The following is a 16629-nucleotide window of genomic DNA, read 5'->3' as shown; positions in this document are numbered from 1 at the left end:
GATTTTAGAGGGTTGGGGGAAGGGCGTGTCGGGGGGGGCGATGTGTTGGTCGGGTAAGCGCATCGCTACCCGACATAACAAACTACTCTTCGGCCGCATATCCCTGCGCAGGAAGCTGAACGCCATCCAGCCAGGCTGCGCCGTCGCGCATTTCCAGACGCCCGTCGACAAACCAGCTTACCACCAGTGGGTAAATGGCGTGTTCCTGGGTTTGCACGCGTTCGGTCACATCGTCTTCGTTGTCACCGTCAAAGACCGGCACTTTTGCCTGCAGGATCACCGGCCCACCGTCCAGCTCGTCGGTCACGAAATGCACAGAGGTACCGTGCTCTTCATCGCCGTTTTCCAGAACCTGGCGATGGGTGTGCAGGCCCGGGTATTTCGGCAGCAGAGAAGGGTGGATATTGAGCAGGCGACCGGCATAGTGGGACACGAATGCCGGGCTCAGGATACGCATATACCCCGCCAGCACCACGACATCGGGTGCGTAGGCGTCAATCTCTTGTACCAGTTCGCGGTCAAAGGCTTCGCGACCGGCAAACTGACTGGCTTCCAGCGCGTGCGCGGGGATGTTTTCCTCCCGGGCACGCTCAAGGCCGAACGCATCAGCCTTGTTACTGAAAACTGCCCGAATGGTGCCATTGATCTTCTTCTGTTTGCAGGCGTCTATGACGGCCTGCAAATTGCTTCCGTTGCCGGAAATGAGCACCACAATGTTTTTCATTCAATGACCACACGCTGTTCGGAATCGGATGCTTTGATAATACCGATTTTCCACGCGTTTTCACCTTTCTCATTCAGCAGCTTAACTGCTTTGTCCGCTTCGCTTGCAGGCAGGGCGATAACCATGCCCACGCCGCAGTTAAAGGTACGGTACATTTCGTGGGCGCTCACGTTGCCTGCGGTTTGCAGCCATTTAAAGACGGACGGCCACTGCCAGGAAGATTCGTCGATCACGGCCTGGGTGTTATCCGGCAGCACGCGCGGAATGTTTTCCCAGAAACCGCCGCCGGTCAGGTGGGCAATAGCGTGAACGTCGACGTTCTCGATCAGTTCCAGTACGTTTTTCACGTAGATGCGGGTTGGGGCCAGCAGGTGGTCTGCCAGTGGTTTGCCATCAAGTTCGGTGGTCTGTGGGTCACAGCCGCTGACTTCGAGGATTTTACGTACCAGAGAGTAGCCGTTAGAGTGCGGGCCGCTGGAGGCCAGCGCAACCAGCACATCGCCGTCAGCCACTTTGCTGCCGTCGATAATTTCTGATTTTTCTACCACACCGACGCAGAAACCTGCGACGTCATAATCTTCACCGTGGTACATGCCTGGCATTTCAGCGGTTTCACCGCCGACCAGCGCACAGCCGGACTGCAGACAGCCTTCGGCGATACCGTTAATCACGCTGGCTGCGGTATCCACGTCCAGTTTGCCAGTGGCGTAGTAATCGAGGAAGAACAGCGGCTCTGCGCCCTGAACCACCAGGTCATTCACACACATCGCCACCAGATCGATACCGATCGTGTCGTGACGCTTAAGATCCATCGCCAGGCGCAGTTTTGTACCTACACCGTCAGTACCCGAGACCAGAACAGGTTCACGATATTTTTGCGGCAGTGCGCACAGTGCGCCGAATCCACCCAGACCACCCATCACTTCCGGGCGGCGGGTTTTTTTCACCACACCTTTGATTCGGTCAACCAGCGCATTACCTGCGTCAATATCAACACCGGCATCTTTGTAGCTGAGAGAAGTTTTGTTGGTCACGGCTTAAATCCCCACGCGATTGCATAGCTAGTAAGAAAAATCGGCGCAATTCTAACAGTCCAGGCAAACGTTTGCGAGCCTATTCTCGGTGAGAGGATTTTTTTTTCTGTGCGGCCTGTGAATGCAGCCAAACTTGACTCTGTTCACGAAAATGAAACCGGTTTCGGTAATCTGCTTGCAACCCGGATCCGCTTTGCACATCATCGAACTGAAACCGGTTTCTGTAACTGTTTTTGCAGAAAATAACGCAGAATGAGGGAAAGAGAATGCCAGGATTTAAAGAAGGTTTTCTGTGGGGTGGTGCTGTTGCGGCGCACCAGCTTGAAGGTGGCTGGAAAGAGGGGGGCAAGGGGGTTAGCGTCGCCGACGTCATGACTGCCGGAGCCCACGGCGTGCCGCGTGAAATTACCAACGGCGTACTGCAGGGGAAAAATTATCCTAACCATGAGGCCATCGACTTCTACCATCGCTATAAAGAAGACATCAGACTCTTTGCCGAAATGGGGTTCAAATGCTTCCGTACCTCTATCGCCTGGACGCGCATTTTCCCGAAAGGGGACGAGCTGGAGCCAAACGAAGCTGGCCTGAAGTTCTACGACGACCTGTTTGATGAATGCCTGAAGTACGGCATTGAGCCGGTTATCACCCTGTCGCACTTCGAGATGCCTTTCCACCTGGTGACCGAATACGGTGGCTGGCGTAACCGTAAGCTGATCGACTTCTTTGTCCGCTTCTCGAAAGTCGTTTTCCAGCGCTATCAGCACAAAGTGAAGTACTGGATGACCTTTAACGAGATCAATAACCAGGCGAACTTCCACGAAGACTTTGCGCCATTTACTAACTCCGGGCTGAAATACGAGCCGGGTGAAGACCGCGAACCGGTGATGTTCCAGGCGGCACATTATGAGCTGGTGGCGAGTGCCCTGGCGGTGAAGGCGGGGCGTGAGATTAACCCGTCGCTGCAGATTGGCTGCATGATTGCCATGTGCCCAATCTATCCGCTGACCTGCGCGCCGGACGATATGATGATGGCGATGAACGCGATGCATCGTCGCTACTGGTTTACCGACGTTCACGTGCGCGGCAAGTACCCGCAGCATCTGCTTAACTACTTTGCCCGTCGTGGGTTTGCTCTGGATATTACCGAAGAGGACAACGCCGCGCTGAAGCAGGGCTGTGTGGATTACATCGGTTTCAGTTATTACATGTCTTTCGCTACCAAAGCGACGGCGGATAACCCAACGCTGGACTACGACGAGAGCAAGAGCCTGGTTTCCAACCCGTATGTGCAGAAATCTGACTGGGGCTGGCAGATTGATCCGGTGGGTCTGCGCTACTCCCTGAACTGGTTCTGGGATCACTACCAGCTGCCGCTGTTTATTGTGGAGAACGGTTTTGGCGCTATCGACGTGCAGGAGCGCGACGGTACGGTGAACGATCAGTACCGTATTGACTACCTCGCTGCGCACATCAGCGAGATGAAAAAAGCCGTCGTAGAAGATGGCGTTGACCTGATGGGGTATACCCCGTGGGGTTGTATTGACCTCGTTTCTGCCGGAACCGGCGAAATGAAAAAACGCTACGGCTTTATCTTTGTTGATAAAGATAACGAAGGAAATGGCACGCTGAACCGCAGTAAGAAGAAGTCGTTTGACTGGTATCAGAAGGTGATTTCGACGAACGGTGATAATCTTTAATCAGCGCCACTGGGCAAAATCTTGTATCGCAGCCGGAGCTTCCCTCCGGCTTTTTTTGTCTCTTAACCACTTTGCTTGATGTACGTCAAGCAAGTTGGGTATGGCGTAATCCGAAAAAAGCGGTATAATCCGGCGATTTTTTTTGTGGCTGCCACCCCCGAAGGAGAAAAAGTATGAAGATTGTTGAAGTGAAACACCCGCTGGTAAAACACAAGCTGGGCCTGATGCGTGAGCATGACATCAGCACGAAACGTTTTCGCGAACTGGCCTCTGAAGTTGGCAGCTTACTGACTTATGAAGCGACCTCTGATCTGGAAACGGAAAAAGTGACCATCGAAGGCTGGAACGGCCCGGTACAGGTTGAGCAGATCAAGGGTAAGAAAATTACCGTTGTGCCAATCCTGCGTGCTGGCCTCGGCATGATGGAAGGGGTGCTGGAGCACGTGCCTAGCGCGCGTATCAGCGTGGTCGGTATCTACCGTAACGAAGAAACTCTGGAGCCGGTTCCTTACTTCCAGAAGCTGGTGTCTAACATTGACGAGCGCATGGCGCTGGTGGTTGACCCGATGCTGGCAACCGGTGGTTCCATGATTGCCACCATCGACCTGCTGAAAAAAGCGGGCTGCAGCAGCATTAAGGTGCTGGTTCTGGTCGCTGCACCGGAAGGGCTCGCGGCGCTGGAAAAAGCACACCCGGACGTTGAGCTGTATACCGCGTCTATCGACCAGGGGCTGAACGAGCACGGGTACATTATCCCGGGGCTTGGTGATGCCGGCGATAAGATTTTTGGTACTAAATAATTGAATAACAAATGAAAAGCCGACTTTGATAGTCGGCTTTTTTTTGAATAAAACGACCCAACCGCTAACAACAAACAACACGTGAGGAAAACACTATGACGCGCCGTGCTATCGGGGTGAGTGAAAGACCGCCGCTTTTACAGACAATCCCGCTTAGTTTGCAGCACCTGTTCGCCATGTTTGGCGCAACCGTGCTGGTGCCAATCCTGTTTCACATTAACCCGGCTACTGTTCTGCTGTTTAATGGCGTCGGTACGCTGCTTTACCTCTTCATCTGTAAAGGTAAAATCCCGGCATATCTGGGGTCGAGCTTTGCTTTTATCTCTCCGGTTTTACTGTTGCTGCCGTTGGGTTATGAAGTCGCACTGGGCGGCTTTATCATGTGTGGTGTGCTGTTCTGTCTGGTTTCTTTCATTGTGAAGAAAGCCGGTACGGGCTGGCTGGACGTGATGTTCCCGCCTGCGGCAATGGGCGCAATCGTTGCCGTCATTGGTCTCGAACTGGCGGGTGTGGCGGCGAACATGGCCGGTCTGTTGCCTGCTGACGGTCAGTCACCGGACTCCAAAACCATTATCATCTCGCTGGTCACGCTGGGTGTGACGGTATTGGGTTCCGTGCTGTTCCGTGGTTTTATGGCGATTATCCCGATCCTGATCGGCGTGCTGGCGGGCTATGCGCTCTCCTTTGTAATGGGTGTCGTCGATACCACCCCAATTGCTCAGGCACACTGGTTCGCGCTGCCAACCTTCTACACTCCTCGCTTCGAATGGTTTGCTATCTTCACCATTCTGCCCGCTGCGCTGGTGGTCATTGCTGAACACGTGGGCCACCTGGTGGTCACGGCGAACATTGTGAAACGCGACCTGATCCGCGACCCGGGTCTGCACCGTTCCATGTTTGCTAATGGCCTGTCTACTATTATCTCCGGCTTCTTTGGCTCTACGCCAAACACCACCTACGGTGAGAATATCGGCGTAATGGCGATTACCCGCGTCTACAGTACCTGGGTTATTGGTGGCGCAGCTATTATTGCTATCCTGCTCTCTTGCGTTGGCAAGCTGGCAGCGGCTATCCAGATTATCCCGGTGCCGGTGATGGGCGGTGTCTCTCTGCTGCTGTACGGGGTAATCGGTGCTTCCGGTATCCGCGTGCTGATCGAGTCCAAAGTGGATTACAGCAAAGCGCAAAACCTGATCCTGACCTCCGTTATCCTGATCATCGGCGTGAGCGGTGCGAAGGTACACATCGGTGCGGCAGAGCTGAAAGGGATGGCGCTGGCAACCATCGTGGGTGTGGCCCTGAGCCTGATCTTCAAGCTGATCTCCGTTCTGCGTCCGGAAGAAGTGGTGCTGGATGCTGACGACAGCGAAAAAGCATCACATTGATCGTATATGCACAAAATCTTTCAAGTTGCATCAAGGCGGCAAGCCTGAGGATCCCCAGGCGCTTACTCAAGTAAGTGACTGGGGTGAGCAGACGCTACCTTTGCCTCGGTAGCCTGAAGGATGACGTGTAAAACCGGGCGGACGATCCGCCCGGTTCTCACCTTGCAGGTTCCGTGCTAAACTCGTTGCCGATTTTATGTAAGATCTGGTTGAGGTACTTCTGAACGGACCGGCACAGCTTTCTCTGCCACTCTATTTACCTGACGATGAAACTTTCGCGAGTTTCTGGCCGGGTGATAACCCCTCTTTACTGGCTGCACTGCAAAACGTGCTGCGCCAGGAACACAGCGGATACATCTATATCTGGTCACGCGAAGGCGCGGGGCGCAGCCACCTGTTGCATGCCGCCTGTGCAGAACTTTCTGCGCGGGGTGATGCAGTAGGCTATGTGCCGCTGGATAAACGTACCTGGTTTGTGCCTGAAGTGCTGGAGGGAATGGAACATCTCTCACTGGTCTGCATCGATAATATCGAATGTATGGCGGGGGATGAACCGTGGGAAATGGCGATCTTCAACCTCTATAACCGTATTCTGGAATCGGGGAAAACCCGGTTGCTGATCACCGGCGATCGTCCGCCGCGCCAGCTCAATCTGGGGTTGCCGGATCTGGCTTCTCGTCTGGACTGGGGGCAAATTTATAAGCTGCAACCGCTGTCTGATGAAGACAAACTTCAGGCGCTACAGCTGCGGGCAAGACTGCGCGGGTTTGAACTGCCGGAAGACGTGGGGCGTTTCCTGCTGAAGCGTCTTGACCGGGAAATGCGCACGCTGTTTGATACGCTTGACCAACTCGATCGCGCCTCTATTACCGCCCAGCGTAAGCTGACCATTCCGTTTGTGAAAGACATTCTGAAGCTTTGATGTGCCTTTCTCCCTCAGCTTTTTGGGGGAGGGCCGGGGTGAGGGTACCCGCGTGCGCATAACCGTAGGCCGGGTAAGCGCAGCGCCACCCGGCAAAAAACTCAGGCAATATCCCCCAGTAAGTGCTCAATCAGCAGTGGAATCGGCCTGCCTGATGCCACGCTTCTGCCACTCTCGCGCCACAATGCCGTCCCGCTAATATCCAGATGCGCCCACGGAATGTCTGGTGGGCAGAAATAGTGGAGCAGCCAGGCCGCCGACGCGCTGATTGCCGCATTATTGGTCGGCGTGTTGCACAAATCGGCGATGGCGCTGTCGGTCTGCTTTTTCAGCCGTGCATCCAGTGGCAGGGACCACACTTCATCACCACTCTGTTGACCTGCCGATGTTAGCGCCTGACGTAACGGTTCATCCTGCGTCATCAATCCGCTCAGCTCATACCCCAGCACTTTCACTACTGCACCTGTCAGGGTCGCCATATCAATAATAAAATGTGCATCCGGGTGACGCTGACTGGCCCAGGCAATGGCGTCCGCCAGCACCAGTCGCCCTTCGGCATCAGTATTGTTGATTTCTACTGTCAGGCCGTTACAGGCGCGAGCAACCGTTCCAGGCTGCATGGCATCGGGCCCGATGGCATTTTCCGCCAGCGCCAGCACGCCCATTATGCGAACGGGCAGGCCCAGCTCTGCGACGGTAAGCATCAGCCCCAGCACGTTTGCCGCACCACACATGTCATATTTCATGGTGTACATGCCCGCACCCTCTTTCAGCCACAGACCGCCGGTATCAAAGGTAATGCCTTTGCCTACATAGCATCGCACCGGGCCGTCATCCACGCCGTTGTAGTGAATGGCCAGCAGCCGCGGCGGGCTGGAGGCCCCTTTGCCAACGGCATGCAGTAACCCTAACCCCTGCGCGACGATCTGCTTCTCATCGAGGATTTCACATTGCAGAGCAGGGAAGGCTCCGCACAATTTTTTCGCCTCTTCCACCACAAACTGTGGAGTACACCGATCGGAAGGTGTATCTGCCAGACGCCGTGCGGCGACCATGCCACGGGCAATAACCTGCTGCTGGTGGAAGATTGTTTCCAGCCTTTGTTGCTGTTCCGGGCGGCAAAGGGCGGTAATGTGGCGCAGGCGCACTGCCGTTTCATCGCTTTTCTTTAGCTGCAGATCGCTGAGCCTGTGCGCCTGATTAAAGAGAAAACGCAGCACCTGTGTCAGAACAACGTCGTCGATTTCTGTGGCATCCAGCACGACGTTCGCACTCACGGGTGAGGCAAGCAGCGGACGCAGTGCAGTCAGTAAACCTTCGGTCAGGCTGTCCTGCCAGAGCGTATCCGGCAGCAGCGTGACTCGGGCAAAGGGGGCGCAGCCGAACCGGGTATCGGCGACGGTTTTCTGCTCCCGCATTTCAGCAATGAGTGCCGTCTCCGGCAGCAACGTGCTGGTGGTGCGGGCAATTAAATGACTTTGCGGTTGAGCATCTGAAAGTGTCGTGATGAGTTGCCAGGTAATCATGATTGTTCCTCAATCGGCGCGCGGATACGCTCGGCATAGGCCTGCATCCATTCATCATCGACGGCCTGATAATGGGTCTTCTCGCGCTGGCGCTCGGTGCGAAATACGGTGAGTGGCTGACGGGCCGTGGCTACCACAAACGAAAAGGTTTTGATGTTAGTCGCCGCCCCGAATTCGCCTTTGTTGTTCATGCATACCACCGAGAGATCGCCCGCGCGGCCAAAACGTGACATCAGCTTGTCTTCCAGTTCAAACACTACCGAGTCTGCTGCCTGCTGCGGTGACATGCCCTGAGCCATGCGGCGGACGATTTCGTAGCTGGTGCAGCCTTTCATCAGGTCTTCGCCAACGCCAGTGGCGGTGGCGGCACCGGTTTCGCTGTCGCAGTAAAACCCGGAGCCAATAATCGGTGAGTCGCCAATACGACCACGTTTTTTCATAAACAGGCCGCTGGTGGAGGTCGCCACGCTCATCGACCCCTGCTTGTCGAGGCCAATAATCCCGACCGTGTCGTGGCCATCGTACGGGCTTAAACCTTTATCCAGCGTTTCACGGCAGCGCTTGCGGTAATGTTGCATTGCGCGGTCGGTCAGCATGGTTTTGTCGGTAAAGCCCTGGCTCAGCGCCCATTCGCGTGCGCCAGGGCCAACCAGCAGGCTGTTATAGCGCTGGCGGCTCAGCGCGTGGGCCACACGTACCGGGTTGGCAATATCCACCAGGTTGCCCACGGCACCAAAAGCCAGCGTGTCGCCATCCATGTAGGCTGCGTCCAGTTCGACTTCGCCATTCTCGGTAGGCAGCCCGCCGTAGCCGACGGATTTATAAAACGGGAAGTCCTCTACGGTAGCAACGGCATCGACCACTGCGGCGGCGACCGGTTTTCCCGCAGCCAGCGCAGACGCAGACTCTGTGACTCCCTCCAGCGCCATTCGCCAGGTTGCGATAATTCCCCACATGCTTTACTCCTGTTTTGCAAGTGTCGTGTCGGTTTGCGTAACGGTGGCAATTTCCGCTGCGCGGTATTGTTTATCCACAATACGCATGAAAGGCAGGTACAGCATGGCACCAATCAGCAGATTGATAAGCTGCATGACGCTGCCGCTAAGATGTCCCGTGACGATAAAGCCGCTGATGACAGGCGGCAGCGTCCAGGGGATAAAGACCCCGGTTGTGACGGCGACCGCACCAATTTTCATGGCGGCATACTGCACGGTGACCAGCACCAGCGGTACCAGGTTGAACGGGATGAGCATGAGCGGGTTCATGATCACCGGCAGGCCAAACAGAATCGGTTCGTTGATGTTGAACACCGAAGCACCCGCACCCAGCCGCGCCACTTCACGCATGTTTTTACTGCGGGCAAAAATCAGCATCGCAATCACCAGCGACAGCGTTGCACCCGCGCCGCCCATCCAGATCATGTCAAAAAACTGTTCGGTAATAATATGTGGCGGCGTGATACCGGCCTGAATGGCGGCGATATTGTCGGTCTGGTTCTCCATCCACAGCGGACGGATAATGCCGTTGATCATCGAACCGGAGTTAATACCCACTGACCACAGAATGGTGATGCTGAACACGGTCATCAGCGCGCCAAAGTAAGAGGTGCCGTAGTGGCGTACCGGCGTGGCGACCACTTCGTAAATAAATTGATGAATGGTGTTGTAGTGGGTGTTTTCAAAGACGATACGAATACCCAGCACCAGAATCATCACCAGCAGGGCAGGGATCAGTGCGGCGAAAGACTCCTGCACTGCAGGCGGTACACCGTCAGGCATTTTGATGACCAGATTCTTGCGCTTCAGCCAGCAGAACAGCTCCGTCCACAGTAGCGAACCGATCATGGCGACGAACAGTCCTTTACTGCCAATCCACTCTACGGGTATCACGGTAATGCCGCCGTTTTCGGCCACTTTGATAAACGGGGTCAGGATCAGAAACGCGACCAGCGCCAGAATGCCGCAGGAGATGCGGTCTTCCCCATAGTGTTCCGCCAGGCGGAACGCCACCAGGAAACTAATGAACAGAGACATGGTCGAGAACACCGCATTGAACGGAATTTCTATAATGGCGCTCCAGCTTTCACCAAAGGCCTGAGACATAAAGTGCTGATAGGTTTGGTTCGGGAAGGAGGAGATCACCAGCAGAATGGAGCCGACGATGATAAACGGCATGAATGAGACGTAGGCTCCGCGAATGGCACACAGATGGCGCTGCTGCGCCGTTTTGGCCGCCAGCGGCATCAGTTTTGCTTCAAGAAATCCCAGAACATTGTTCATTGTGAACTCCGTACAAGATTGAGTGGTGTTGTTTATGTTATGTCTGTGGATTATCAGTGAAGCGTGGCGAGCGAAAGGTGAAATCGGTCACAAAGCATTCGCCCGTTTAATATAAATCTCACAAGATTGGTTAATGGGATCATTGCGATGGAAATCAAACTGCATGCCAATGCCACCACCACGCCACGGATCCGGCGCTACCTCCAGCAGTCTGATAAAAGCGACAGAGAGCTGGCTATCGAACTTGGGATCTCCGTTACTACCGTCCGGCGCTGGCGCAACCGTGACCAGGTTTCGGATAACCAGACCACGCCAAAAGTGATACACAAAGCAATGAGACAAGAGCAGGTGGTTCTGGTGAATGTCCTGCGTGAGGCCATCGGTGCGCCGCTGGATGAGCTGTTGCTTCTGGTTAATGAAGGGCTGGGGATCGCCGTTTCCCGGGCGACCCTGAACCGCTATCTCAGACCCGCGCCTGCGAAACAAAAGGCGGTGCCATTGCAGGGGAAAAAGGCGCTGAAGACAGGCGTCGTGCCGTATCAACTGGTGATGCACCATCTGCCGCTGTCGTTGCATATGGAGGATGGTGGAGAACAACATCTGCTGTGGGCGCGTGAACCGGTGAGCGGCTGGTGCTACGCCCGACTCTATGCGGGGTTATCGCCTCAGTTGCTGGTTAACTGGACACGTGAGCTGCTTGATGTCTGTCCGGCCTGTATACAATCTCTTGAGACTTTTGGTTTTGAGGTGGTATTGCCGGAGCGGAATATCGCTGTAAAAGCGCATCCGCAAAAACACAAAGCCGTTCAGGTGACCCTTCCGTTAGGGGAGATCATTCCGCGCGTGCAGCGTGAACCTGTTGGAAGGGTGCTGATCGAAATGTGTGAATTTTACAACCGGGGAAAAGCGCAGAAAAAACTGGGAGAGAGTACGCCGCAGGCCTTTCTTGAAGCGCTGCGGCGTCAGGATTAGAGGATCTCGAGTACGTCTTCCGGTGGCCGCCCGATGCGGGCCTGGCCATTTGCCACCACGATTGGACGTTCAATCAGCTTCGGATTTTCGACCATCGCCTGGATCAGCTCAGCCTCAGTGAGACGAGTGTCATCCAGGCTGAGCGACTTATAAAGGTCTTCTTTCTGGCGCATCAAGGCTCTTGCAGTGCCCATGCCCAGCATGTGCAGCAGCTGGCGAAGGGTTTGTGCGTCTGGCGGAGTCTCCAGGTACAACACCACTTCCGGGTCAACACCGTTAGCCTTCAACAGGCTGAGGGTGTCACGGCTCTTGGAGCAGCGAGGGTTGTGATAAATTTTTACCGCGTCTGTCATGTCCTGAATTCTCCTGTATTACATCTTCGCGTACGGCTTGAAGCGCTGTTGCAGATCGCGCAGCTGATCGATGCGCGCATCGTAACGGGCCTGTTGCAGGCTGCCGAGCTTGACCTGCGAGCTGGCGTTACTGAGCATGGAAATGGCCTGATCAAGACGACCTACCAGCGCAAAGCCTTCAGCACGCGCAGCCAGCTCCTGATCGCGGTTACCGAGCTGCGCTTCGGCCTGGGCGAGCAAGTCCCAGCCGTTTTGATCGTCTTTATTGTTAAAGGTGTAGCGGTTCAGAATGGTTGCCGCTTCACCCGGCTGACCGCCCTGTAAGTAAGCATTCGCCAGGTTAAGCTGCAGTACCGGGTTGGTATGTACATCTTTCGCTCCCTTCAGGCGGTTAATCGCATCGGTGGTTTTTTTCTGTCCCAGATCGATATCGGTCGCGAGATCGAGATACCATGGGTTGCCCGGTTCGGCGGCCAGCAGTGGTTGCAGCATTTTACGTGCGTCATCGTATTTGCTGGCTCCCATCGCCTGTAGTGCCTGACCATACTGCGCGGCATTTTTCTCGCGCACGTTGCCTTTTGCCAGGGCATCCAGCAGGTCGCTGGTGAGCTGGTTTCGCCCGGAGTTGTACATACCCAGCGTTCTGACTTTCGCCATGTAGAAGTCTTGTGAAGACTGTACGACCACCGGACGCATCTGGTTGGCGCGGTTACGCGCGTCCGACAGGCGGCTTTCTGGCAGCGGGTGAGTCAGCAGAATTTCAGGAGGACGCGTGGAATAGCGCGCCTGATCGAGCAGTTTTTCCAGGAAGGTTGGCATGGCCTGGGGATCAAAACCCGCACGCTGCAATACCTGAATCCCGATACGGTCTGCTTCCTGTTCGTTTTGCTGGGTGAAGCTGATCATCCCCTGACGCGTTCCCGCCAGCGTACCGGTTAACGCTGCCATCCCGGCCTGCGGGCTGGCCATGGCCAGCAGAATAGAACCCAGCGCGCCGACCCAGGTCAGCGGGGCGTTACGTTTCTGGTCTTCCATTGCACGCGCCAGATGGCGCTGGGTGACGTGTGAAATTTCGTGCGCCATGACCGAAGCCAGCTGGCTTTCGTTATCAGAGTAACGGAATAACGCCGAATGCAGCACCACGTTACCGCCAAAGAAGGCGAAGGCGTTGATTTCGTCGTTATTAATTAAATAGAAGTGGAAGGGGGTTTTGACTGAATTGGCATGTGCAACCAGGCGCATCCCCAGACCGTTGATGTACTGTACCAGTAAAGGGTCATTAATCAGTGGGGCGCTGCCGCGAAGCTGGCGGACATAGTAATCACCCATTTGCATCTCCTGCCCAATGGAGAGCGTGCTTGCTGCTGAGGTGCCCATATCCGGCAATGAATCGGCCGAGTCAGCGAAAGCTGGCAACACCTGACCGACCGTCAGTGCGGCAATCAGTGTCGCAACCAGTGTTTTTCTCAACTGCCTGAACATAACCACTGTCCTGTATTTTGGATGTGCTAATTTGACCGATGAACCGGCATATCGTTCATCTCCACTGCCCTGCGAGTGTAGCCGTGTTGAAGCATGAAGAAAATCCCATTCATCAGGGTTTTGCAATTCGTGACAGTGCGTCAAAAAGGAAAGTCTTTTTTGTGGCAGTTAGATACAATTCACATTCTCACTCCCGCCATCCGATTCAGGGAAGGGTTGTATGCTCGAAATGTTAATGCAGTGGTATCGGCGTCGGTTTAGTGACCCGGAAGCCATTGCTTTGCTGGTTATCCTGGTTGCCGGGTTCGGTATTCTGTTCTTCTTTAGTGGTCTTCTGGCTCCGCTGCTGGTGGCGATTGTACTGGCGTACCTGCTGGAGTGGCCAACGGCGCGCCTGGAAAATATCGGCTGTTCGCGCCGCTGGGCGACCAGTATCGTGCTGGTACTGTTTGTCGGCATATTGCTGCTGATGTCATTTGTGGTAATGCCTGTTGCCTGGCAGCAGGGGATCAACCTTATCCGCGATATGCCCGGTATGTTGAATAAGCTTTCTGATTTCGCCGCCACGCTGCCGCGTCGTTATCCTGCGCTGATGGATGCCGGGATTATTGATGCGATGGCGGAAAACATGCGTGCCCGCATCATGACGATGGGGGATTCGGTGGTGAAGTACTCTCTGGCGTCGCTGGTGGGGCTGCTCACTCTGGCTGTATACCTTGTGCTCGTTCCGTTAATGGTTTTCTTCCTGGTCAAAGATAAGGACCAGATGCTGAATGCCGTTCGCCGTATTCTGCCGCGCAACCGTGGTCTGGCCGGGCAGGTCTGGGAGGAGATGAACCAACAAATCACCAACTACATTCGCGGCAAGGTACTGGAGATGATTGTCGTGGGCGTCGCGACCTGGATTGGATTCCTGATCTTTGGTCTGAACTACTCCTTGCTGTTAGCCGTGCTGGTGGGGTTTTCAGTACTGATTCCGTACATCGGTGCGTTTGTGGTGACTATCCCGGTGGTGGGTGTCGCGCTGTTCCAGTTTGGCCTGGGTACCGAGTTCTGGAGTTGCTTCGCGGTGTACCTGATCATTCAGGGGCTGGATGGAAACCTGCTGGTGCCGGTGCTGTTCTCGGAAGCGGTGAACCTGCATCCGCTGGTGATTATTTTATCCGTGGTGATTTTCGGTGGTCTGTGGGGATTCTGGGGCGTGTTCTTTGCTATTCCGCTGGCAACGCTGATTAAAGCCGTAGTCCATGCGTGGCCGGATGCGCCTGCGGTTGACAAAACGTAGAGATAGTGGGGCCTGATGCCCTCGCCCCAACCCTCTCCGACGGGAGAGGGCGTAAACACTAAAAACGGCAACCGGGGTTACCGTTTTACTGTTTATCAGGCGCTCGCTTTCAGCCAGTTCAACACCACGTCGTGGTGATTGCTGGTTTTGAAGTCATCGAACACGTGTTCAACTTTACCGTCGGCATCAATCAGGAAGCTGATGCGGTGAATACCGTCGTAAGTTTTGCCCATAAAGGACTTCTCACCCCAGACGCCAAACTGCTCGCATGTCTGGTGGTCTTCGTCGGAAAGCAGCGTGAAGTTCAGCAGCTCTTTTTCTGCAAAACGTGACAGCTTCTCTGGTTTATCGGTGCTGATGCCCAGCACTTCCACGCCGACTTTTTTCAACTCATCCATGTTGTCGCGTAACCCACAAGCCTGCACGGTACAGCCAGGCGTCATGGCTTTCGGGTAAAAATAGACCAGAACACGCTGTCCCTGGAAGTCGGTCAAATTTACTTGCTCACCGTCTTGATCCGGTAAGCTAAATTTCGGTGCGATGTCACCGGCTTTCAGTGGATTCATTACTCAACTCCATCCTGTTCATGCTGCGAATAATTGACGACGCTTATACTGCCTTGCGCGTTTAACTCTGTACAGAGGGCTTTGAACGCTTGCTCGATATTTGACGCATCCTGCGAGGCAGGGCTATGCGCGGTAATTTGAATAAAGAGCGTGGGAACGGCACTGTCATCCCCTGGCTGTGTGCGGGAGACCAGTTCAGCAATGTTCATCTGATGGCTGTCAAAAAGCGCTGTAAAACGTTCAATCAGATGCGGTGAATCAGGGACTTCAACCTGCACCCAGACGGTTGCAGGCATTGCCGGACGTGGACGTGCGGTGGTGCGTTTCATCACGATCAGCAAATCCAGCTCTGCGCCTTTGAGCGGCAGGGTCGATTCGATAAGCGTAATGGCATTCCATGTCCCGGAAAGCAGCATAATAAATGTGAACTCTTCGCCCAGCATCGCCAGACGACTGTCTTCGATATTACAGCCGCAGCTGCTTACGTGGCGGGTGATGGTATTCACTATCCCCGGCCTGTCAGCACCCAGCGCAGTGATAACCAGGTAATGTTGTGATGAGGTTGTCAAACCCGTTCTTCCTTTGCTTGGTTAAGTCTTCCTAAGGAAAGCATAAAAAAAACATGCATACAACCGCCTGAAGGCCTCAGGTCGCTTGCTTTTATTACAGTTCCAAACGTACCATTGAGACTCTTGTTCGCACAGAGGATGGCCCATGTTCACGGGAAGTATTGTCGCGCTTGTTACACCGATGGATGAAAAAGGTAATGTCTGCCGGTCAAGCATGAAGAAGCTCATTGATTACCATGTCGCCAATGGAACCTCGGCGATCGTTTCGGTAGGGACTACCGGTGAATCTGCAACGCTGAGCCACGAAGAGCACGGCGATGTGGTTATGCTGACCCTTGAACTGGCTGATGGGCGTATTCCGGTCATCGCAGGTACGGGAGCCAATGCAACCGCAGAGGCAATTAGCCTGACCAAACGTTTTAACGACAGTGGCATCGTGGGTTGTCTGACGGTGACACCATACTACAACCGTCCTACTCAGGAAGGTTTGTTCCAGCATTTCAGCGCCATCGCTGAACATACTGACTTGCCACAAATTCTGTATAATGTGCCGTCCCGTACTGGCTGCGATATGCTGCCGGAAACCGTTGGTCGTCTCGCGGAAGTAAAAAATATTATCGGGATTAAAGAGGCAACAGGGAACTTAAGCCGCGTTCATCAGATCAAAGAGCTGGTTTCAGATGACTTTATCCTGTTGAGCGGTGATGATGCGACCGCGCTGGACTTTATGCAGCTCGGTGGTCACGGCGTGATTTCCGTAACGGCGAACGTTGCGGCGCGTGATATGGCTGAAATGTGCAAGCTGGCGGCAGCGGGTCACTTTAATGAAGCTCGCGTGATCAATCATCGTCTGATGCCATTGCACAATAAATTATTTGTCGAACCCAATCCGATCCCAGTGAAATGGGCCTGTAAGGAGTTGGGACTTGTAGCAACCGATACGCTGCGTCTGCCAATGACACCGATTACCGACCACGGTCGTGAAATCGTCACTGCTGCGCTGAAGCATGCCGGTTTGCTGTAAAGTTTAGGGAG

General features: G+C 54.5%; 16 protein-coding genes. 7 read left to right on the top strand and 9 right to left on the bottom strand.

Annotated elements, in window-relative coordinates:
- Positions 1–82: 82 nt before the first annotated feature.
- Together purN and purM are read right to left on the bottom strand one after the other, a co-directional pair.
- Positions 83–724, bottom strand: coding sequence for a phosphoribosylglycinamide formyltransferase (gene purN, locus HV318_RS07540; RefSeq protein WP_182272252.1), 642 nt, complete (start codon positions 722–724; stop codon positions 83–85).
- The gene (gene purM / locus HV318_RS07535; RefSeq protein WP_182272251.1) at positions 721–1758 is read right to left on the bottom strand and encodes a phosphoribosylformylglycinamidine cyclo-ligase; all 1038 of its coding nucleotides are present in this window, start codon (positions 1756–1758) and stop codon (positions 721–723) included. Before purM ends, purN begins: the two co-directional genes overlap by 4 nt.
- A gap of 266 nt (positions 1759–2024) precedes the next feature.
- Between purM and HV318_RS07530 the strand changes: the two genes are divergently transcribed.
- The 4 genes from HV318_RS07530 (at position 2025) to HV318_RS07515 (ending at position 6562) form a co-directional block, all read left to right on the top strand.
- Entirely contained in the window at positions 2025–3455 is a 1431-nt protein-coding gene (locus tag HV318_RS07530) for a 6-phospho-beta-glucosidase (protein ID WP_182272250.1), read from the top strand.
- 173 nt (positions 3456–3628) lie between these two features.
- Complete coding sequence (gene upp / locus HV318_RS07525) at positions 3629–4255, top strand: uracil phosphoribosyltransferase (protein ID WP_182272249.1); 627 nt, start codon at positions 3629–3631, stop codon at positions 4253–4255.
- A gap of 95 nt (positions 4256–4350) precedes the next feature.
- Positions 4351–5640, top strand: coding sequence for a uracil permease (uraA, locus tag HV318_RS07520; RefSeq protein WP_182272248.1), 1290 nt, complete (start codon positions 4351–4353; stop codon positions 5638–5640).
- A gap of 220 nt (positions 5641–5860) precedes the next feature.
- Positions 5861–6562, top strand: a complete 702-nt coding sequence (locus HV318_RS07515) for a DnaA inactivator Hda (protein WP_220471161.1) — start codon at positions 5861–5863, stop codon at positions 6560–6562.
- A gap of 101 nt (positions 6563–6663) precedes the next feature.
- Here the strand turns inward: HV318_RS07515 and HV318_RS07510 are convergent, their stop codons facing one another.
- The 3 genes from HV318_RS07510 to celB are packed head-to-tail and all read right to left on the bottom strand — an operon-like array spanning position 6664 to position 10367.
- Positions 6664–8088 carry a leucyl aminopeptidase family protein gene (locus tag HV318_RS07510; RefSeq protein WP_182272247.1) on the bottom strand — a complete coding sequence of 475 codons (1425 nt, stop codon included), beginning with the start codon at positions 8086–8088 and terminating at the stop codon, positions 6664–6666.
- Positions 8085–9044 (bottom strand): glycosylasparaginase, encoded by a 960-nt coding sequence (locus HV318_RS07505; protein WP_182272246.1) that lies wholly within the window; start codon positions 9042–9044, stop codon positions 8085–8087. The genes HV318_RS07510 and HV318_RS07505 overlap by 4 nt, the downstream gene beginning before the upstream one ends.
- A 3-nt stretch (positions 9045–9047) precedes the next feature.
- Entirely contained in the window at positions 9048–10367 is a 1320-nt protein-coding gene (gene celB / locus HV318_RS07500; protein WP_182272245.1) for a PTS cellobiose transporter subunit IIC, read from the bottom strand.
- A gap of 147 nt (positions 10368–10514) precedes the next feature.
- Here celB and HV318_RS07495 point away from each other — a divergent pair, with 147 nt between their 5' ends.
- Positions 10515–11339: an XRE family transcriptional regulator gene (locus HV318_RS07495; RefSeq protein ID WP_182272244.1), complete on the top strand. Its 825-nt coding sequence runs from the start codon at positions 10515–10517 to the stop codon at positions 11337–11339.
- Here HV318_RS07495 and arsC read toward each other — a convergent pair.
- Positions 11336–11692: an arsenate reductase (glutaredoxin) gene (gene arsC, locus HV318_RS07490; RefSeq protein WP_182272243.1), complete on the bottom strand. Its 357-nt coding sequence runs from the start codon at positions 11690–11692 to the stop codon at positions 11336–11338. The two genes, HV318_RS07495 and arsC, sit on opposite strands and share 4 nt — an antisense overlap.
- A gap of 18 nt (positions 11693–11710) precedes the next feature.
- Complete coding sequence (gene bepA / locus HV318_RS07485) at positions 11711–13174, bottom strand: beta-barrel assembly-enhancing protease (RefSeq protein WP_182272242.1); 1464 nt, start codon at positions 13172–13174, stop codon at positions 11711–11713.
- 220 nt (positions 13175–13394) lie between these two features.
- On the opposite strand from bepA, the gene HV318_RS07480 reads away from it, so the two are divergent.
- Positions 13395–14459 carry an AI-2E family transporter gene (locus HV318_RS07480; protein ID WP_182272241.1) on the top strand — a complete coding sequence of 355 codons (1065 nt, stop codon included), beginning with the start codon at positions 13395–13397 and terminating at the stop codon, positions 14457–14459.
- A 95-nt stretch (positions 14460–14554) separates the two neighbouring features.
- On the opposite strand, the gene bcp is transcribed toward HV318_RS07480, so the two are convergent.
- Together bcp and HV318_RS07470 are read right to left on the bottom strand one after the other, a co-directional pair.
- A complete protein-coding gene (gene bcp / locus HV318_RS07475; RefSeq protein WP_182272240.1) occupies positions 14555–15025 on the bottom strand; it encodes a thioredoxin-dependent thiol peroxidase in 471 nt (156 codons plus the stop codon).
- The gene (locus HV318_RS07470) at positions 15025–15594 is read right to left on the bottom strand and encodes a glycine cleavage system transcriptional repressor (RefSeq protein WP_182272239.1); all 570 of its coding nucleotides are present in this window, start codon (positions 15592–15594) and stop codon (positions 15025–15027) included. The genes bcp and HV318_RS07470 overlap by 1 nt, the downstream gene beginning before the upstream one ends.
- 145 nt (positions 15595–15739) lie before the next feature.
- Between HV318_RS07470 and dapA the strand changes: the two genes are divergently transcribed.
- The gene (dapA, locus tag HV318_RS07465; protein WP_182272238.1) at positions 15740–16618 is read left to right on the top strand and encodes a 4-hydroxy-tetrahydrodipicolinate synthase; all 879 of its coding nucleotides are present in this window, start codon (positions 15740–15742) and stop codon (positions 16616–16618) included.
- Positions 16619–16629 lie beyond the last annotated feature (11 nt).

Origin of the sequence: Enterobacter sp. RHBSTW-00901 (genome assembly GCF_014103115.1) — a bacterium.
Classification (GTDB): domain Bacteria; phylum Pseudomonadota; class Gammaproteobacteria; order Enterobacterales; family Enterobacteriaceae; genus Enterobacter; species Enterobacter cloacae_P.
This window is presented reverse-complemented; position numbering and strand designations above follow the sequence as displayed.

Coding starts and splice junctions, on each gene's coding strand:
- purN (WP_182272252.1), bottom strand. CDS start 724: ATGAAAAACATTGTGGTGCTCATTTCCGGCAACGGAAGCAATTTGCAG.
- HV318_RS07530 (WP_182272250.1), top strand. CDS start 2,025: ATGCCAGGATTTAAAGAAGGTTTTCTGTGGGGTGGTGCTGTTGCGGCG.
- upp (WP_182272249.1), top strand. CDS start 3,629: ATGAAGATTGTTGAAGTGAAACACCCGCTGGTAAAACACAAGCTGGGC.
- uraA (WP_182272248.1), top strand. CDS start 4,351: ATGACGCGCCGTGCTATCGGGGTGAGTGAAAGACCGCCGCTTTTACAG.
- HV318_RS07510 (WP_182272247.1), bottom strand. CDS start 8,088: ATGATTACCTGGCAACTCATCACGACACTTTCAGATGCTCAACCGCAA.
- HV318_RS07505 (WP_182272246.1), bottom strand. CDS start 9,044: ATGTGGGGAATTATCGCAACCTGGCGAATGGCGCTGGAGGGAGTCACA.
- celB (WP_182272245.1), bottom strand. CDS start 10,367: ATGAACAATGTTCTGGGATTTCTTGAAGCAAAACTGATGCCGCTGGCG.
- HV318_RS07495 (WP_182272244.1), top strand. CDS start 10,515: ATGGAAATCAAACTGCATGCCAATGCCACCACCACGCCACGGATCCGG.
- arsC (WP_182272243.1), bottom strand. CDS start 11,692: ATGACAGACGCGGTAAAAATTTATCACAACCCTCGCTGCTCCAAGAGC.
- bepA (WP_182272242.1), bottom strand. CDS start 13,174: ATGTTCAGGCAGTTGAGAAAAACACTGGTTGCGACACTGATTGCCGCA.
- HV318_RS07480 (WP_182272241.1), top strand. CDS start 13,395: ATGCTCGAAATGTTAATGCAGTGGTATCGGCGTCGGTTTAGTGACCCG.
- bcp (WP_182272240.1), bottom strand. CDS start 15,025: ATGAATCCACTGAAAGCCGGTGACATCGCACCGAAATTTAGCTTACCG.
- dapA (WP_182272238.1), top strand. CDS start 15,740: ATGTTCACGGGAAGTATTGTCGCGCTTGTTACACCGATGGATGAAAAA.